The organism is Sorangium sp. So ce426, assembly GCF_051475585.1.
Classification (GTDB): domain Bacteria; phylum Myxococcota_A; class Polyangia; order Polyangiales; family Polyangiaceae; genus Sorangium; species Sorangium cellulosum_B.
In genome coordinates this window covers 4,204,950-4,222,476 of sequence record NZ_CP150341.1, presented here as the reverse complement: position 1 = coordinate 4,222,476, position 17,527 = coordinate 4,204,950, and the positions used below count along the sequence as shown (strand labels likewise).

The 17,527-nt window shown below is 68.6% G+C and carries 5 protein-coding genes; all 5 read right to left on the bottom strand.

Annotation, left to right across the window (positions count from 1 at the left end):
- Positions 1–35: 35 nt before the first annotated feature.
- Positions 36–11,585: a tetratricopeptide repeat protein gene (locus WMF44_RS15815; protein ID WP_437299945.1), complete on the bottom strand. Its 11,550-nt coding sequence runs from the start codon at positions 11,583–11,585 to the stop codon at positions 36–38.
- Between the two features lie 76 nt (positions 11,586–11,661).
- Complete coding sequence (locus tag WMF44_RS15810; RefSeq protein ID WP_437299944.1) at positions 11,662–12,570, bottom strand: tetratricopeptide repeat protein; 909 nt, start codon at positions 12,568–12,570, stop codon at positions 11,662–11,664.
- A 561-nt stretch (positions 12,571–13,131) separates the two neighbouring features.
- Positions 13,132–15,177, bottom strand: a complete 2,046-nt coding sequence (locus tag WMF44_RS15805; protein WP_437299943.1) for an AgmX/PglI C-terminal domain-containing protein — start codon at positions 15,175–15,177, stop codon at positions 13,132–13,134.
- Between the two features lie 90 nt (positions 15,178–15,267).
- The gene (locus WMF44_RS15800) at positions 15,268–15,507 is read right to left on the bottom strand and encodes a hypothetical protein (protein WP_157906686.1); all 240 of its coding nucleotides are present in this window, start codon (positions 15,505–15,507) and stop codon (positions 15,268–15,270) included.
- A 528-nt stretch (positions 15,508–16,035) separates the two neighbouring features.
- Positions 16,036–17,517 (bottom strand): tetratricopeptide repeat protein, encoded by a 1,482-nt coding sequence (locus tag WMF44_RS15795; protein WP_437299942.1) that lies wholly within the window; start codon positions 17,515–17,517, stop codon positions 16,036–16,038.
- Positions 17,518–17,527: the final 10 nt, after the last annotated feature.

The window sequence follows — 17,527 nt, the reverse complement described above, 5'->3', positions numbered from 1 at the left end:
GAATTCCGCTACTTAGGCCCTGCTGCCGCGCGGGATCACCCCTCGCCGATGGCGATCCCGAGCGCCTGACGCAGCGCGAAATACTGATCGCTTGTCGAGAAGACGATCAGCTCCTTGAGCCTGTCCTGGGGCGGGAGATCCCCGGGCTGCTGCGGCTCGGCGGCGATGATCTTCTTCGCGATCTCGAGATCGCCCGAGAGGAGCAGGCCGGTGCGCGCCGCGGTGATGTCGACGCACTGGACCCACCGCTTGATGTTGGCCTTCGCGCCCTCCGCAAGGAACTTCTTGACCACCATGCGGAGCCCCTCGAGCTGCATCGGCTGCATGAACCCGCGGAGCGTCTGCGCGGTCGCCGTGATCTGCTTCTCGATGTCCGGCGGGACCGACGTGTCGGGCGCGACCAGCTTGATCCCGGCGAAGAGGAGCACCGTCAGCTCGGTGACCGTCGGGAACAGCGTCTTGATGTAGTGCTCGCCGCGGTACATCGCGAGGTGCTTGCCGACGATGAACGTGAGCTCCTGCGGCGAGAACCCGGTCAGCACGGTCTGACCCGCGACGGACGCCGGCTGCTCGTTCGCCACCGCGACGAGCGCGCCGGGCACGTCGCTCCGCACGTAGAGCCGCGGCGCCGGCAGGCCGAGGACGTTGGCCGCCCACCCGAAGGTCCGGGCGAACGTCACCGTCGAGGTCGCCGGATCCTGCAGGAAGCGCTGATCGAGGACCGGCAGCTCACGGCGCTGCTTGAGCGTCTCGATCTTCGCTCTGAGCGCGGCCCCCGCGATCATCTCGAAGATCTTTCCGACGTAGAGGTTCTCCTCCTCGTGGAACAGGTTCCTGATCCACTGCTCGTTGTCGAGCCGGCTCTTCGCCTGGATGAGCCCCTGCGGGCGGTAGTCCTCGAAGTACTGCTGCTCGTCGGGATCGGCCTTGCGGAGGAACGACAGCGCCGCCGCGACGCACCAGGCCTGGTCGTAGCGCTTGCTGTCCACGTACAGGCGGTAGAGCCGCTTGTACGGGTCGATCTTCATCGGATCGATCTTGACCATCGCCTGGAACTCGCCGGTCGCCAGATCGAACTGCTCCGACTGCTCGTAGAGCTCCGCGAGGATCAGGTGCTCCGTCGCGTCCTCGGGCTTGAGCCGCGAGGCCATGCGGAACGTCTCGAGGGCGGCCGTCCTGTCGCCGAGCCGATCGCGGTAGATGAGCCCGAGCGCGTGCCAGAGGCTGTACTCGAGGTCCGTGTTCCCCTTGCCGGCGACCCGGTGCAGCATCTTGCGGTACGCCCGCTCGAGCTGCTTCCACTCCTTCTGCGCCGTGAGGATCTTGTTGATGCGCTCGAAGGCCTCGAGGGAGTGCGGGTTCAGGTCCAGCGTGTCGTTGAACAGCTCCACCGCGCGCGCCGGGTCGTCCAGCTTGTCGCGGTAGATCTGCGCCATCGTGTAGAGATAACGGCTCTTCCGATCCGGCTGCGGCTCCAGCTCCGCGATGCGCTGGAGGCAGTCCACCATCCGCTCCCACTGCCCCGTGCGCTGGTAGAGCTGGAGCAGCTTGTGGAGCAGCACGTGGTTCTGCGGCTCCAGGTCGAGCGCCTCCTCCAGGGCCTCCACGCCCTTCGGGATGTTGTTCTCCTTGTCGACCCAGATGTCGCCGATGTCGTTCAACATCTTGAACCGCTCGGCGCCGTCCATGATGTTGTCGAGGATCAGCCGCTTGTAGTGGCAGACCTGCTTCCAGTCCTTGAGCGCGTCGTAGACGGCGACCATCGCCTCGAGCGTCGGCCGGTGCGCGGGCTCGGCCCCGAGCGCCTTCTCGAAGTTGTTGACCGCCTGCTTCGACTGCCCCTGCGCCTGCTTGATGCAGCCGAGCTTGTAGTAGACGGTCGCGCGCTCCTCGGTCTCGGCCTCGTCGAGGCTGGTGAGCACCTTCTGGTAGTTCGTCAGCGCGCTCGCCCAGTCGCCGAGCTTGAAGCTGACGTCCGCCAGGCCCCGGATCGTCTCCTGGTCGGTCAGATCGAGGTTGTGCGCGGCCGTGTACGCCTTGAGCGAGGCGTCGTCCTTGCCGAGCCGATCGAGGACCCGCCCGAAGGTCCGCTGCAGCCGGTGCTGCTCTGACCTGTCGCGCTTGCCGCTCTTCCTGACGAGCATCTCCGCGAGCGGCTCGGCCTGGGCCCACCGCTCCGTGGAGACGTACTCGCCGAGGAGCGGCATCGCGGCGTCCTCGTTGTCGGGATCGCTCTGGAGCGCCATCTCGTACGCCTGCACCGCGAGCGCGTGCTCGCCGAGCATGTCGTCCCGGAGCTTGCCGAGCTCGACGAGCAGCCGCGCCTTGGCGCGGGGCGCGTCGGTGTTCATCTGCTCCTGATCGAGGTAACGCGCCGCCCGGTCCCAGTCGGCCGCGTCGATCGCGATCACCCGCAGCGCCCCCAGCGTCGGCACGTGCGACGGATCGAGATCGAGCGCCATCTCGAAGCGCTCCTGGGCCTGGACCCGCTCGCCGAGCTTCTCGTCGAGCTGCCGGCCGATGCGGAAGTACATCTCGACGCGCTGCTTGCCGTCGGCCGTCAGGTCGGCGACGCGCGTCATGTACTCGATGGCCTTCGCCGAGTTGTCCTGCTTCTCGTAGAGCTTCGCCAGCGCCTCCAGGGCCGGGATGTGCGTGTCCTGGATGTCGACGATGTTCAGGTACGCGTCGATCGCGCGGTCGAGGTCCTCGATCTCCTCCGCGTAGACCTTGGCCGTGTGGGACCAGAGCTCGATCTTCTTCTGCCGGTCCTCCGCCGCGTTGATGTGGCGATCGTAGGTGTTGATGAGATCGTGCCACTGGCGGAGCCGGCGATAGCAGCGCTCCAGGGCCTCGAGCGCGGGCTCGTGGCTCGGGTCGATCTCGACCACCTGCTCGAGGCGCGCGGCCGACAGATCGGGCTTCAGGAACTGCTCCTCCTGGAGGGTCGCGATCTTCATCAGCACGTCGATGCGCTCGCGCTCCGTGGTGACCACGTCGAGCTGCATCTCGAGGACGCGCACGAGATCGGGCCACTGGTGCGTCGCCGTGTAGACGCGCTCGAGCCCCCGCATCGCGAGGAGGTTCGAGGCGTCGATGTCCAGCACCTCGCGGTAGACCGCGCCGGCCTTCTCGATCAGGCCGAGCTTGGACTCGTAGAGGCCGGCGGTGCGCAGCTTCACGGCCGCGACGACGTCGGGCTCGTTCACGGCCCGCGCCTTGCGGAGCAGGACGTCGACGAGATCGTTCGACTGATCGCGATCCGTGTAGATCCGCTCCAGCGCCTCGAGGGCCGGCAGGTGCAGCGGATCCACGTCGAGGGCGCGCCGGTAGAAGCTGAGCCCCTGCTCGACCTCGCCCATGTGCCGCTCGAGGACCTCGCCGAGCTCGGTCAGGACCTCCTTCCGATCGACGTCGGTCACCGCGACGTTGAGGGCGCTCGTCAGCATCTGCCCCTGCTGCTGCCACTGGCCGGTCTTCTTGAAGAAGTTCGCCATCTGGCGCAGCACGGCGACGTTGTTCGGGTCGTGCGCGAGGATCTGCTGGTAGTACGGCTGGGCGTACTCGGGGTGGCCGAGGTCCTCCGCGTACCACTTGGCGAGGCGCAGGCAGAGCGTGATCTTCTGGAGCGGGGCCGTCTGCTGCTGCAGCCACCCGTTCACCGTCTGCACGAGCTCCGGCCAGCGGTTCGTCGCCTGCGCCATGCGCTCGAGGTAGCGGACCGTGTCCATGTCGGAGAAGTCCATCTCGAACGCCGTGAGCAGCGCGTCGAAGGCCTGCGGCTTGTCCTCGAGCTGCTCCTCGAAGACCCGGGCCACCTTGCGGAGGATGTCGGTCTTGTCGGAGACCTCCTCGCGCGACTCGAGCCGCGCGAGGTAGAGCTCGATGAGCGGCTCGCTCCGCCGGGCCGCGTCGTGGAGCTGCTCGAGCGCCGCGAAAGCCTGGTCGTGCGTCGGCTCGAGCTCCAGGACCTTCTCGTACGCGAGCGTGCCCCGGTCCTTCTCCTCGACCTGGTGCTCCCAGATCTGCGCCACCTCGAGGTACTCGCGCACCTTGTCCGCCGGCGACTCGTAGGCCGCCGCCCGGCCCATCTTCACGTCGATGACCTCGACCCAGCGCCCCTCGGCCCGGAGCAGGTTCTCCAGGGCGGCCATCGCCTCGAAGTCCTTCGGGTCGACCTCGAGCAGCTTCCTCCAGGCGTCGATGGCGTCGTACGCCTGCCCGAGGACGTGCTGGTAGGTCGTCCCGAGCTCACGGTACAGCGCGATCACGTTCTCGGCCGGCAGCACGTCCCGCGCCCGATCCACCGTCTGGTGGAGCGAGCCCACGATCTGCTCAGGCTCGTTGCGCAGCCGCCAGATCGCCGCGATGGCGTAGAGCGCCTCGAGGTTCGCGTAGTCGATGTCGAGGACGCGCTGGTAGTCGTCGAGCGACGAGTCGTCGCGGCCGAGCTGCTCGTGGAACAGCTTGGCGCGGCGGAGCAGCACCGCGACGCGCGACTCGTCGTCGATCGCGATGTCGTAGTGCCGCTCGAGGACGTCGCAGAGCTCGGACCACTGCCCCACGCGCTCATAGAGGTTGGACAGCGCCCCGAGCGCCTCCGGGTCCTCGCCCCGGAGGTCGAGGACGCGCTTCCAGGTCTCGACCGCGCCCTGGACGTCGTTCAGCCGATCGGCGAGCAGGTGCGCCATCTTGGCGCGGATGTCGGCCTCCTGGCTGTCGCCCATCGCGTTCTCGAGCTCCCGCTCCAGCACGACCTTGAGCTGCGTCCACGCCCCCTTGGCCGTGTAGATGCGCTCGAGGGCGCTGATCGCCTGATCGTTCGTCGTCTCGAGCTCGTCGAAGATGCGCCGGAACGCGCGGATGGCGTCGTCGAGCTGACCGAGCCGCTCCTCGTACGTCTGACCGAGCCGCAGATACAGGTCGACGAGCTCCGGGCGATCCTCGGTCGCGCGCACCCGCTGCTCGAGCACGCTCGCGAGCTCCGGGTACTGCTCGAGCTGCGTGTAGATCCGATCGAGGTTCGAGAGCGCCTCGGCCTCGAGCGGCTCGATGCCGAGCACGTACCGGTACGTCTCCTCGGCCTTGGCGACGTCGCTGAGGTCGGTCTCGAAGACCCGCGCGAGCCGCTTGCCGATGCCGGTCTGGACGTCCTTGTCGCTGTGGATGCCCAGCACGTCGGCGTACGCGTTCGCGAGCATCTCCCAGCCGCCGTCGACCGAGCCGGCGAGCCGCTCGACCTCCTCGAGCGTCTTCTCGTCGCCCGGGTACTCCTTCAACGCCCGCATGAAGACGGCGAGGGCCCCGTCCGGCGAGATGAGGCGCTCCTCCTGGAGCTCCCCCAGCCGGTAGTACATCGCCTGCCGCTCCTGCGCCTCGGTGAGGTGGGTGAGCTCCGCCTCGAGCACCCCGCCGAGCTTCTCCCACTCCGCCGCCGCCTGGTAGAGCGGCTCCAGGATGGCGCCGATCTCGATCTGCTTGATCCCGGCCGCGAAGAGCCCCTCGAGGGCCTCGAGCGTTGGCGAGTGCTCGGGGGCCGCCGTGAGCACCTCGCGGTACGCCCCGATGGCCGCGGGCAGGTCGTTGAGCCGCGTCTGATAGACCACGCCGAGCCGGTACTTGAACTCGAGGATCTCGTCCGGCGACTGCGCGATCTCCGACTCGCGCGACAGGATGGTGACGAGATCGCCCCACCGCTCGGTCGCGGTGAACAGGCGATCGAGCGACGCGATCGCGGTCTGGTTCTCCGGCTCGACCTCGAGCACGCGCCGGTAGCGCGCGACGGCGCTGTCGATGTCGTCGAGCTGCGTCTCGAAGATCTGCGCGAGCCGGAGCCCGAGCTCCACGAAGCGCCCCGGCTCCTCGCCGAGCCGGCCGAGCTCCGTGTCGTACAGCGCGGCGACCTGCGGCCAGCGGTTCACCATCATCGCGAGCCGCTCCAGGTTCGAGAGCGACTCCTCGTTGCCGATGTCGCACGTCACCGCCCGCGCGTACGTCTCGAACGCGGTGACGTGGTCGCTCAGCATCTCCTCCGAGAGGCGCGCGACGCGGTGGAGCAGATCCACCTTCTCGTACGGGTCCTCGGCCACCTTGACCCGGACCTCGAGCACGCTGATCAGCTTCTGCCACTCGCCGGACGCGTCGTAGATCGGCTCGAGCACCAGCGCGGCGCCGAGCGGCTCGCGGCTGCCATCCTTGATCTGCTCGAGCGCCCGCAGCGTCGGCTCGTGATCGGGCATCTGCTGCAGGAGATCGCGGTAGAGCTCGATCGCGCGGGACACGTCGTCGAGGTGCTTCTCGTAGAGCTCCGCGATCCGGTACTGGTAGCTGATGCCCTCCGCCGGGTCCGCGGTGATCTCCGCCTCGTGCTGGAGCACGCTGAGCAGCTCGAGCCAGTTCTGCGACGTCTGGTAGAGCACGTCGAGCCGCCCGAGCGCCTGGAGATCGTCCGGATCGATCTCGAGCACGCGCTGGTACGTGTCGATCGCGCTCGCGACGTTGCCGAGCTCGCGCTCGTACACCGCGCCGATCTGGTAGTAGATGCGCTTCTTCTCGTTCGAATCGAGGACGAGATCGGCCTTCTTTGCGTAGACCGAGAGGAGCTCCTGCCAGCGTGAGAGGCTGAGGTAGAGCTTCGTCAGCGCGTCGATCGCCCGCAGATCCTCGGCGTCGAGCTCGAGCACCTTGCCGTAGACGGCGATGGCCTGATCGTGCCGCTCGAGCACCTCCTCCTCGAGGCTCGCGGCCTGGAAGAGGGCGAGCTTCTTCTCGCTCAGGTCGTCGAGGATGTCCGCCTTCTGCTGGAGGATCTGCGACAGCTCGTTGTAGCGCTCCGAGGTCCTGAACAGCCGCTCGAGCGACTCGGCCGCGTGCAGGTTGCGCGGATCGATCTCGAGCACGCGCCGGTAGTGCCCGACAGCGCTGTCCATGTCGCCGAGGTCTCCCTCGTAGATCCGCGCGCTCATCGTGTAGAGCGAGCTCGCGAGCTCCGCGTCGGTCTGCTCCGCCGCCAGCGTCTCGAACACGCGCGCCAGGTCGGCGAAGCGACCGGTCGCGCGCGCGAGCCGGTCGAGCCCCTCCTGGGTCGACTCCGAGGCCGGATCCTGGCTCAGCGCCCGCGCGTAGGTGTCGAAGGCCGAGCTGAGGTCGCCGCCCGCGTCCTCGTAGAGCACGGCGATCTGGTGGAGCAGCTCGACGCGACGGGTCACGTCGTCGCTGCGCCGCACCTGCACCTCGTGCACCCCGATGAGCTTCTGGAAGTCGCCCGACTGGCGGTACAGCGGCTCGAGGATCTCCGCGATCGCGAGCTCGTGCTCGGCGACCTTCCCGAGGCGCTCGAGCGCCCCGAGCGCCTCGACGTTGGTCGGCTCGCGCTCGAGCACCTGCCGGTAGATGTCGATCGCCGAGTCGACGAGCCGCATCCGCGACTCCCGCAGCGCGGCGAGCCGGAGCATCAGCCGGATCTGCGCCTCCTCCTCGACCGCGATGCCGAGCTGCGCCTCGAGGTTGTCCGCCAGCTCTTCCCACATGCCCTGGCGGCTGAAGAGCCCGTCGAGCGCCGTCAGCGCCACCAGGCTCGTGTTGTCGATGGAGAGGACCTCGCGGTACGCGGCGATCGCCTCCTCCGGCTGCCCGAGCCGCTGCTCGTAGACCTCGGCCATCTGCGCGTAGAGGCCCTCGCGCTCGGTCGGCTCGTGCACGAGCTCGATGCGGCGCCGGTAGACGCCGATGAGGTCGCCCCAGCGCTCGGTGCGCCGGTAGAGCTCGTCCATCGCCTCCAGCGCCTCCGAGTCGGCGGGATCGATCGAGAGCACGCGGAGGTAGCCGTTCGCCGCCTCCTCGACCTTGCCGAGCCGCTCGTGGATGCTCCCGAGGCGCATCCAGTATTCGCGGCTCAGCCGCGCGTCGCTCAGCGAGTCGGCGATCTCGCTGAAGATGACGTCGAGCCTGTCCCAGGCGCCCGCCTGCGCGGCGAGCGACTCGAGCTCCGCCCGCGTCTCGGCGTGCGACGGGTCGTCCTTGAGCGCCCGCGACTGCGCGTCGAACGCGCGGCCCAGGTCGCTCAGGCTCTCGGCCGCCGTCCGCGCCACCTTCCGGAGCAGCGCGACGCGGGTCGCCGTGTCGCCCTCGGCCGCGGCGAGGATCTCGAGCGCCTGGATCAGCTTCTCCCAGTCGCCGCGCCCCTCGTAGATCTCCTGCAGGATGGCCGCCGCCTCGGCCCGCAGGGACTCGTTCGAGAGCAGCGCCTCGAGCGCGAGGCGCGCCGCGTCGTTGCCCGGATCGAGGATCAGGATTTCCTTGTAGTTCTCGAGCGCTCCGGCCGCATCGTTCAGGTGCTTCTCGAGGGTGCTCCCGAGCCGGAACTTGAGGTCGATGAGCGCCTGCTCGTCGAGCGGAGAGTCGATCCGCTTGCGGAGCACGTCGACGTAGGACTCCCAGTCCTGCTGCTCGCGGTAGAGCTTGTCGAGCGCCGCGAGCGCCTGCGGGTCCGTCGGCTCGTCGTCGAGCACCTGGCGGTACGTCCCGATCGCCTGCGCCGCGTCGCGCAGCTCCCCTTCGTAGAGCTCCGCGATCGCGTAGAGGATCTGCTTGCGCTCCTCCGGCTCGGTGACGATGCCGAGCTTCTTCTCGTAGATGCCGAGCAGCTCGCCGAACCGGCCCGTCTCGCGGTAGAGCCGCTCCAGCGCGCCGATCGCGGCCTGGTTCTCGCCGTCCGCCTCGTACACGGCGCGGAACTGCGAGAGCGCCTCGTCGATGCGCTTCACCTCGTCGAGCAACACCCGCCCGAGCCGGAGCCGGAGATCGACCCCGAGCGCGATGTCCCCCTCGCCCTCCGCGCGCGAGATCGCCGACGAGTAGGCCTGGATCAGGGCGTCCCACCCCTCCGTCGAGCGCGCGGCGCGCTCGACGTCATCGATGCACTGCTCGTCCTGCGGGGCGATCTGGAAGGCCGAGAGGTAACGCTCGAACGCCCGCTGCGGCTCCTTGAGGCGCGTCTCGTAGAGCGCCGCGACCTGCCGGTAGAGGTCGAGCCGAGAGACGTCGTCCTGGTCGTGCGAGAGCTTCACCTCGATGGCGCCGGCGAGCCCCTTCGGGTTGTTCGCCTGCGTGTAGATCGGGATGAGCGCCTCGGCCGCGGCGAGGTGCGAGCCGTCGATCGAGAGCACCTTCTCGTAGGCGCGCGCGGCGCGATCCGCCTTCTGCTTCTGGACCATCCAGAGCTCGGCGATCTTGACCAGCAGGCTGATCTTGGCCGCGTCGTCGGTCTCCTTGGCCTCCTGCGACTCGAGGACCCGGATGAACTCGTCCCACTTGCCGCTCTCGGCGTAGAACACCTCGAGGTCGTCCCAGCGCTGCAGCTGGAGGTACGCCTTCTTGAGCGCCTCCTGGGCCTTGCGGTCCTGGGGGTTCAGCGCGATCACCTCTTGCCAGGCCTTGACGGCCGCCTCGTCGTCCTTGAGGCGCTCGCCGTAGAGCTGCGCGAGCTTGCTGAGGAGCGCGAGCTTCTGGGTGCTGTCGAAGGTCGTGTCGACCTGCTTCTGCAGCACCCTCGCGAACGCCTGGTAGTCCTTGTTCTTCTCGTAGAGCCCGGCCAGCGCGTTCAGCGCCTCGGGGTTCTCCGGGTCGTTCGCGAGGACCTCGTCCCAGAGCTCGATGCAGAAGTCGACCTTCTTCACCCGCTCCGACGCGAGCTTCGCGATCTCGAGGTACTTCGCGGCGCGATCGCCGCCCTCCGGGAGCGCCGCGGCCTCGCGGCGGAGCAGCCCGATGAGCTTCTCCCAGTCGCGCCGCTTCTCGTAGCTCTGGCGGAGGAAGTCGATCGCCTGCGCGTGCTCGCCGTCGATCGCGAGGATCGACTCGTAGCACTTCACCGCCTCGGCAGCGTTCGAGAACTTGCCCGAGTAGAGCTCCGCCGCCTTCGCGTAGTTGTCGATCTTCTCGGCAGGATCCGAGACCGCCTCGGCGATCTCGATCAGCGTCTTGACGTACTCGTTGTACCGCTTGGCCTGCTCCTGCTTCTGGGCCTTGGCCTTGAGCTCCTCGACGCGGCCCGCGGCCTCCGCGGCCGGAGGCGGCGGCGCTGTCGGCCGCCGACCGACCTCCGAATCCGCAGGCCTGCTCTCGGCAGGAGCCCGCGCGGGAGGCGGCGGCTCGATGTCGGCCACCGAGGACCTCGCGTCGCGCTCGTCCACCGACGAGGCGCCCACAGGAGCGCTCGCGGGCGCGCTCGCCCTGCCGCTCACCGGGGCCGACGCGCTCACCGGGGCCGGCGTGCTGAGCGGGGCCGGCGCGCTGACGGGCGCAGGCGCGCTCGTGGGAAGCGGCGTGGCGTCCGCAGGCGCGACGGCCACGGGCGCAGGCGCGGCCGGCGCGACGACGACGGGCGCGGGCGCGACGACGACGGGCGCGGGCGCGACGACGACGGGCGCGGGCGCGGCAGCGGCCGGCGGAGGCGCGGACGGCGCGACTGGCGCGGCCGCGAGGCGCTCGCCGATCTGCGCTTCGAACGCGCTCACGCTCGGGTGCGTCGGGGCGACCGCCGAGAGCCTCTCGAACCAGCTCCTGGCCCGGATCAGGTTGCCGAGCTGGCGCCAGGCGATGCCGCCCGCTTGCGCGATCATGTACGGGGAGCTGCCGTTCTGGTTGGCAGCGCTCTCCGCCAGCGACGCGACGCGCTCCCAGTTGCCCTCTTTCGTCCCCCAGAGCTCGCGCAGGTAGGCGAACGCAGCCTCGTTCGAGGGATCGAACCGGAGCGATTCCTCGAGGAGCTTCGATCCGATCTCGACGTTCTGGTGCCGCGTGGCCCAGCGGACGCCGAACTTGAACGCCGCCTCTCCGCGCGCCGCGCCGGCGCGCGCGTCGAGGATGCGCCGCTGCGTCTCCACGATCGCCTGCGGCCGCTCCGCCTCGACGAGGAGCCCCTCGAACATCGCCGCGGCCTGCTTGTCGGAAGGCGCCGTCTCGTACGCCCTCCGGAGCAGGTCCTCGAGCTGACCGCGATCGAAGCGCTTCGCGAGGCGCGCCGCGCGGAGCAGCAGCCGCTTGCGCTCGTCGGCGCTCGCGGCCGCGTCGGCCGCGTCCACCAGCTCCGCCATGCGCGACGACCAGGACGACTGATCGACCTGCATGTCGAAGAGGCAGGCCCGCGCCTCCTCGCTCGTCCCGCCGGACGCGGCGAGGCCCTTCGCGTACATCTCCGTCGCGCGCTCGAAATCGCCCGCGTCGCAGAGCACGTCGCCGAGCTCCACGCGGAGCTCGGCGGCCGCGGTGCCCTCGGGGGCGTTCCTCAGCTCGAGCTCCAGGAGCTTCTGGACCATGTTGGTCTTGCCGAGGTCCCAGTAGATGGAACGAGCCGACTCCAGCGCCTCGAGCAGCGCTGGATTCAGCTTGTAGGCGTCCTGGAAGTGCTTCAGCGCCTTGACGGCCTGAAGGAACTTCTCCTCGAGCAGCCGCCCGAGCTTCAGGTGATATGCCGCCTTCCGGGTCGCGTCCCCTTCGGCCGCAATCCCCTTCTCGAGCTCCTCGACGAGCCCTTGCCAGTCATGAACCGACTCGAGATGATTGAGACGCTGCGCAAGATCCATTGATTATCGACCCTCGGCCCCGACCTTCGAACGAATTGAAACGCTTAGGTGCCCCGTGCCGCGCGCGGCATCACGGCTATTGACCGCCGAGCCGCGCGACGAGCGTGTTCGCCGTCTCGCACTCGGTCTTGAAGCTCGCCGCCTTCGATCCCTTGCAGGCGCGCGTGGTGAACCCCTTGAGCATCTGGATTGCCTCCTGCTTGCGCGGCGGATCCAGGGTCGCGTAGGTGCTCCCGAGACTCCAGAGAATCTGCACCGACTCGGGACCATCCGAGGGCGCCACCGCCTTGGCGGCCTCGAGCTCGGACACCATCTCCGCCGTGGACCCCCGGTCCTGGTAGACCGACGCGAGCAGGCTGTGGACGCCGAAGAGGTACTTGTCCCCCGGCTTCGCGAACGACTTCGCCTCCTTGAGCACCTGCTCGGCCTCCTTCGTGTACCCGAGACGGGTGTACAGGTCGGCGAGCGCCGCGTAGTAGCGGATCTCGCTCGGATTGTGCTCGATCGCCTTGGTGAGGTTCTCGAGCGCCTTCTGCTCGTCGTCCGTCCAGAGGTAGACGTTCCCGAGCTGGGAGTAGCAATCCGCGAAGTTGGGGTCGTTCTCGATACACTTCTGGTACGGCTCTTTGGCCTCTTCGTACGAGATCGTCTTCTTCTTCGCCTGCTGCTCGAGCGCCCACCCCCGTTCGAACCAGTAGTTGGCGAACTTCGGGGCGATCTGCGTGGCGCGAGCCAGCGTCGATGCGACCTTGTCCCACGACTCCGACTTCTTGTGTGCCATCGCCAGCTTGAAGAAGATGCGGTGGTTGTTCGGGTCGAGCTTGGTCGCCTGCTCGTACTTGTTGGCCGCACCGTCGGGGTTGACGGCGACCTCCTTGTCGGCCTGATTCGCCAGGATGACGGCCTCCTGGCGATGGCGGCTGCAGCCCAGGCCTGCCGCGCTCGCCGCGACCAGGCCAACCATCAAGAATGCCCCAAGCTTCATCTCGCTCACCTTTCGAATGGCCCCGGCATCGCCGGCCTCTGAGTGACCTGGGCGTCGCGTCGCCCCTCTTCAACGTCCCGGAGTCGGCTGCGCCGCTCCTTCACAGCGTCCCGGAGTCGGCTGCGCCGCTCCGTCCCCAATCCCGGAGTCGGCTGCGCCGCTCCTTCACAGCGTCCCGGAGTCGGCTGCGCCGCTCCGTCCCCAATCCCGGAGACGGCTGCGCCGCTCCGTCAGCAATCTAGGAGACAGGCTGCCCCGCTCCGTGTGGCACCGTCACAAGCGTCCCGAGGTGGCGCGCGTCGAACCTCGCGCGGCGACGCGAGAATAGGCGGAGGCAACCGCGGAAGTCCAGGGCTTCAGACCCCGCGCATGCGCCTCGCTGCAGCGCCTCCACGCGGAGCCCCCGCCCTCCCCCGCGCGGCGGACGCCGAGCTGCCCACCCCACGGCGCTCGCCGCAGACCCCTGGCCGCGCCTGGCGCCGGCCGCATCCAGCGCTGAAACGGAAAACGCCCCGCACTTCGCGTGCGGGGCGTTCGCTCGAACCGAGCGGCGAGGCGGGCTCAGCCGCCGGGGCTGAGCATGATCGGGTAGACGACGGTGACGATACCGCCCTCGGGCTGCGGGAACGACAGGCCGTAGAACGCCCGAACGACGCAGGAAACCACGCCGTTATCGGGCAGATCCGAACCGCCGTTACCCACGTTGGAGACCGCGCCGTCGCGCCCGATGACGAAGCGCACCGCGACACGGCCCTGCAGATTCGGGTTGTTCCTGAGCCCGTTCTCGTAGCAGAGCCGGAATCGACCGAAGTTCTGGCGGACGATACGCTGGATGACCTCGGGGGGCAGACGGCCGCTCACGCTGGTCGCACCCATACGCACCTGAGGCGGCTTGGTGCGATGCGACCCGCCGAGGCGGCCATGGCCGGAGCCGAAGCCCTGGCCGGTGCCGGTGCCGGCGCCGTGCCCGATGGTGCCGATCGAGCCGAGGCCGATGCCCTCGCCGCGCCCGCCACCGCCCTCGCCGATGCCGGAGAGGCCGAGGCCGCCAGCGCCGAACGAGTCGCCGATCTGATCGCCCCACATGTTGCCGCGAGCGCTCAGCGGATCGTTCCCGAGCGAATCGTCGCGTCCCCACGGCGCGGTCGGCGCGTTCGGATCGCCGCCGGCGCCGGCGTTCAGCAGCCCGATCATGCCGAACTCCGCGGCGTCGCGGAGCGCAGCCTGGCGGGCGATGTGCGGATCCGGGTTGTCGGCGGGCCCCTGGACGCCGTAGCGGTTGCCGGTGGCCTTGGTGTTCGGGTTACCCATCGAACCCTCTTCACCCTTGGCGCGGGTACCGGTGCCACCCTCCTTGTTGTCCGCCGCGTTCTCGGCGACCTGCTCGGTCTCCTTCTCCTCCATTTCCTTCTCGGCGGCCGCCGCGAGGTACTGCTGGATGAGGAACTGCTGGTCAGCGGAGATCCCGTCCTCGCCGGTATCACCGAGGGGCGGCATGAAGAAGGCCATCGCCGCGAGCAGCCCGAGGTGAACCGCCATCGAGAGGCCCGTGTACAGCAGGCTCTGCGTGTCCAGCTGGAGGTGGCCGGCCACGACCTTGCCCGCGTTCACGGCGGAGACCTGGAAGACGATGCCGTCGAGCTCGACCTTCGCCTTCCCGCCCGACGGAAGCGCCATCTGATAGGCGCCAGAGAGCTCGGAGCACGGCTGCGTGAGGCCCTGATCGATCGCCTGCTGCACCGTCATCTTCGGCCTACCCGGGATCTCGATGGTGCCGGTCGCGCGGGGCAGGAGCACCACGGAGACCGAGCCGGAGCGATCCGCGAGGATGATGGGCGCCCGCGTCGTGCCGAGCTTCTCCGAGGGGATGAAGTAGTCGCACTTGAAGTTCTTCCCCGCCTCCTCCCCCACGTAGAAGGAGCGCGGCGGCGTGAGGTGCGCGACGTGGAGCACGGCGGCATCCCACAGAATCATGATCTCGACGGAGGCCGCCGGGACCTCGGTCTCGTCGCTCGGCACGTCCGGCCCGTTCTTCACGAGCGTGTACGTGTAGGAGCCCTCGGGCGCGTCCGGGGGCACCTCGTCGACGGCCGGCGCCGACTGCGCGAACGGGTTGTTGTAGGAGAACGGGTCCGCCCCGCCCGCGGCGGCCGCGGCGAACGGGTTCCCTGGCGGAGCGGCCGCGAACGGATTCCCGGGCGCCGCAGCGCCGAACGGGTTCCCACCAGGCGCCGCCGCAAACGGGTTGGCGGGAACCGGCTTCGCAGGGCCCGCGGCCGCGGCGACCGCCACCGGCTCCGCGCGCTCCAGCATGATCTTCGTGCCGCCGATCTGGAGCTGATCGCCTGGGCTGATCTTGCACTTGTTGACACGCGCCCCGTTCACCATCGTGCCCGGCTCGTTGCCGAGATCGATGAGCGTGATGTCCTGCGGGGAGGCGACCTCGATGACCGCGTGCATGCGCGAGGCAAGCTCGTCATCGACACGCAGATGGCTCTTCGCGTCCTTGCCTACCTTGACGATATCCTGGGTGATCGTCTCCCTGCGGACGAGCGCCTCGTTCTGGTAGAGCGCAAATGTGAGAGCGACCCTTTGCTTGCCTTCCATCTCCGCCAGCCTTCCCTATGCGCCGCGCGGCGCACGCCCCCAGCACCGGGGGGTAAATCGATAGGGCAGGTGCCAAACCTGCCCGTCACATCAGAGGTTCTCGACCGACTTGAGCATCTCCGGAACGAACGAGGTGCGGGGCCTGATCAGCGTCGTCCGGACAGGGCCGGGCCGCACACGGATGGTGGCGTCGTTGGGGCCGAACCCGCCGGCGTTCAGCGGATCGTCCGAGAACTCGTACCCGTACCCCTCGTCCTTCTTCCCACCGCCAGGAGCCGCTCCCTGCGCGAACGCCGATGAGGCGACCACGCTCGTAAGAACGGCAGCCACGACTCCCGCACCCAATCGGGTCAACCCTCTCATTCCAGCCTCCTCACAATGTTTCGACTCGGTTACAGTGCCATTGTACCGCCTTCCGCGGCGGCCGGTCAACCAGCTTCGCATGCTATCGAGGCAACGGAGAGCACGACCCACACACGCCTCGACAACCGATTCCACCCAAGGTTCCCAGAGAGCTGCGACGAAGACGAAAAAGAGCGAACCCCCTTCTCCTTGATGCAGCTTCGTGCAGCGAGAGAAGGGGGCTCCAGGTGCCGTTGTCTGTCGCACCGCCACGCGGTCCGCCCCGCCCGTCGAGCTCGCCCGGAATACTACCGTATCCCTCGCTCACCCTCCTTGCGACCCGGACCGATCGAGACGTCCGCAGTGGCGGGGCGCATCTTCGTGCGCGACGGGCTCATCCGCAGAGTGAAGCTCGCTGCGGCGTACCTTTGTACGCCTCACTCGCCTGCCCAGCGGCTGAGCCCGCGCCACACGAACCTGCACCCCGCCATCGACAGCGCGCAGGACGAGGCTCCGCTACTGGGCAGGAGCCGGGGCCGGGGTCGTCGCTTCGCCCCCTTCGCCCTCGCTCCCGGCAGCTGCCTCCTGCTCGGCTTCCTTCGTCTTCATGTCGGCCTCGGCCGCCTTCCGCTCGGCCTCGGTCTGCTTGTTGAAGGCGATGATCTGGTCGATCTCGCTCATCCGCTCCTTCGACCGCTTCACCGCGTCGGCGAACTCGGCGCTGGCGCCCGCCTTCTGGATGAATTGACCGAACAGCCCCTTCGCCGACATGAGGGCGCCCTCGGCCCCCTTGCCGCCCGACTTCGCCTTGTACTCCTGGGTCAGGATCGCCTCGTTGTAGTAGGTCTCGGCGCGCTCGGGGGCGACCTTCTTGGCGGCTTCGAGCTCAGCGCTGGCGGCGGCCACCATGCTGTCGAAGTTCGCGTCGTCGATCTGACCGCGCAGGGCGAGCGCGAGGCCCAGATGAGCGTCGTAGTCGTTCGGACGCATCTTCAGGGCCGCGCGGTACGCCTCGTCCGCCTGCTGGAACCCGCGGAACTGGAGGTTCACCGCCGCGTAGTTCATCTGCGCCTCGTAGAAGCTCGGATCGAGCCTCCTCGCGAGGTTGAACTCCTGCACGGCGCCGTTCAGGTTCGCGAGCTCGACCTGGATCATCCCCGCGGTGTTGTGGATCGGCGCGTAGTTGGGGTTCTTGCGGATGGCCTGGGAGCAGACGAGCGCCGCGAGCTCCAGCGCCTGGGTGTCGACCTTCTTCTGCTTGCTGACGTTGGTCGCGACCGCCTTGCCCGTCTTCCTGCCCGCCTTCTGCTTCGCCGTCTCCAGGTAGTAGATCGCGAGCTGGTTGAACGCGGGCATGAAGGCGTCATCGACGGCCAGCGCGCTCTGGATGTACCGCTTCGCGCGCTGGAAGTCGTTGGGCCCATCGTTGTCCGCGACCTGGTTGCCGCGCTTCATGTACAGGAGCGCGAGGTGCACGAGCGCCTCGACGTTCTTGTACTGAGCATCGACGACGGCGGCCTGGCGCATCTCGCTGATCGCCGCGTCGAGGTTCCTCTCGCCCGACTCCGCGAGGTTGTAGAGCGCCACCTGGACCCGCGCGGGGTGGAACTTCGGGTTCTTCTGAAGCGCTTGCGTGAAGTGCTTCTTCGCCTCCGAGTCCTTCTTGCAACGCTGGTACGCGAGCCCCGCGTTGTAGATGGCCTCGGCGAACGTCGTGTCCCCTTGCTCGTCCGCCGCGTCCAGGAACAGCTGGGCCGTCGAGCTGCAAGTCGCCTCGGACCAGTCCCCAGCCTTGTCGTGCTGGACCATCGTGTCCATGGCGGTCTTGAACTTGTTGGCCGCCGCGACCGACACGGCCTGCCCCTTGCTGTCCGTGATCGTCTTGCCCGTCGTCGGGTCCTTCGCCCCCTGGGCCGAACCGCCGGTGCTGCCGCCGCCACAACCCGTCGCGGCCAGAAGGAGCACCGCAACCGCTGCCAATGAGGTGATGCTTCTCATGTTTCGCTCC

Bases quoted from the DNA above. Each gene is read 5' to 3' on its own strand.
- WMF44_RS15810 (WP_437299944.1), bottom strand. From the start codon at position 12,570: ATGAAGCTTGGGGCATTCTTGATGGTTGGCCTGGTCGCGGCGAGCGCG.
- WMF44_RS15805 (WP_437299943.1), bottom strand. From the start codon at position 15,177: ATGGAAGGCAAGCAAAGGGTCGCTCTCACATTTGCGCTCTACCAGAAC.
- WMF44_RS15795 (WP_437299942.1), bottom strand. From the start codon at position 17,517: ATGAGAAGCATCACCTCATTGGCAGCGGTTGCGGTGCTCCTTCTGGCC.
- WMF44_RS15815 (WP_437299945.1), bottom strand. From the start codon at position 11,585: ATGGATCTTGCGCAGCGTCTCAATCATCTCGAGTCGGTTCATGACTGG.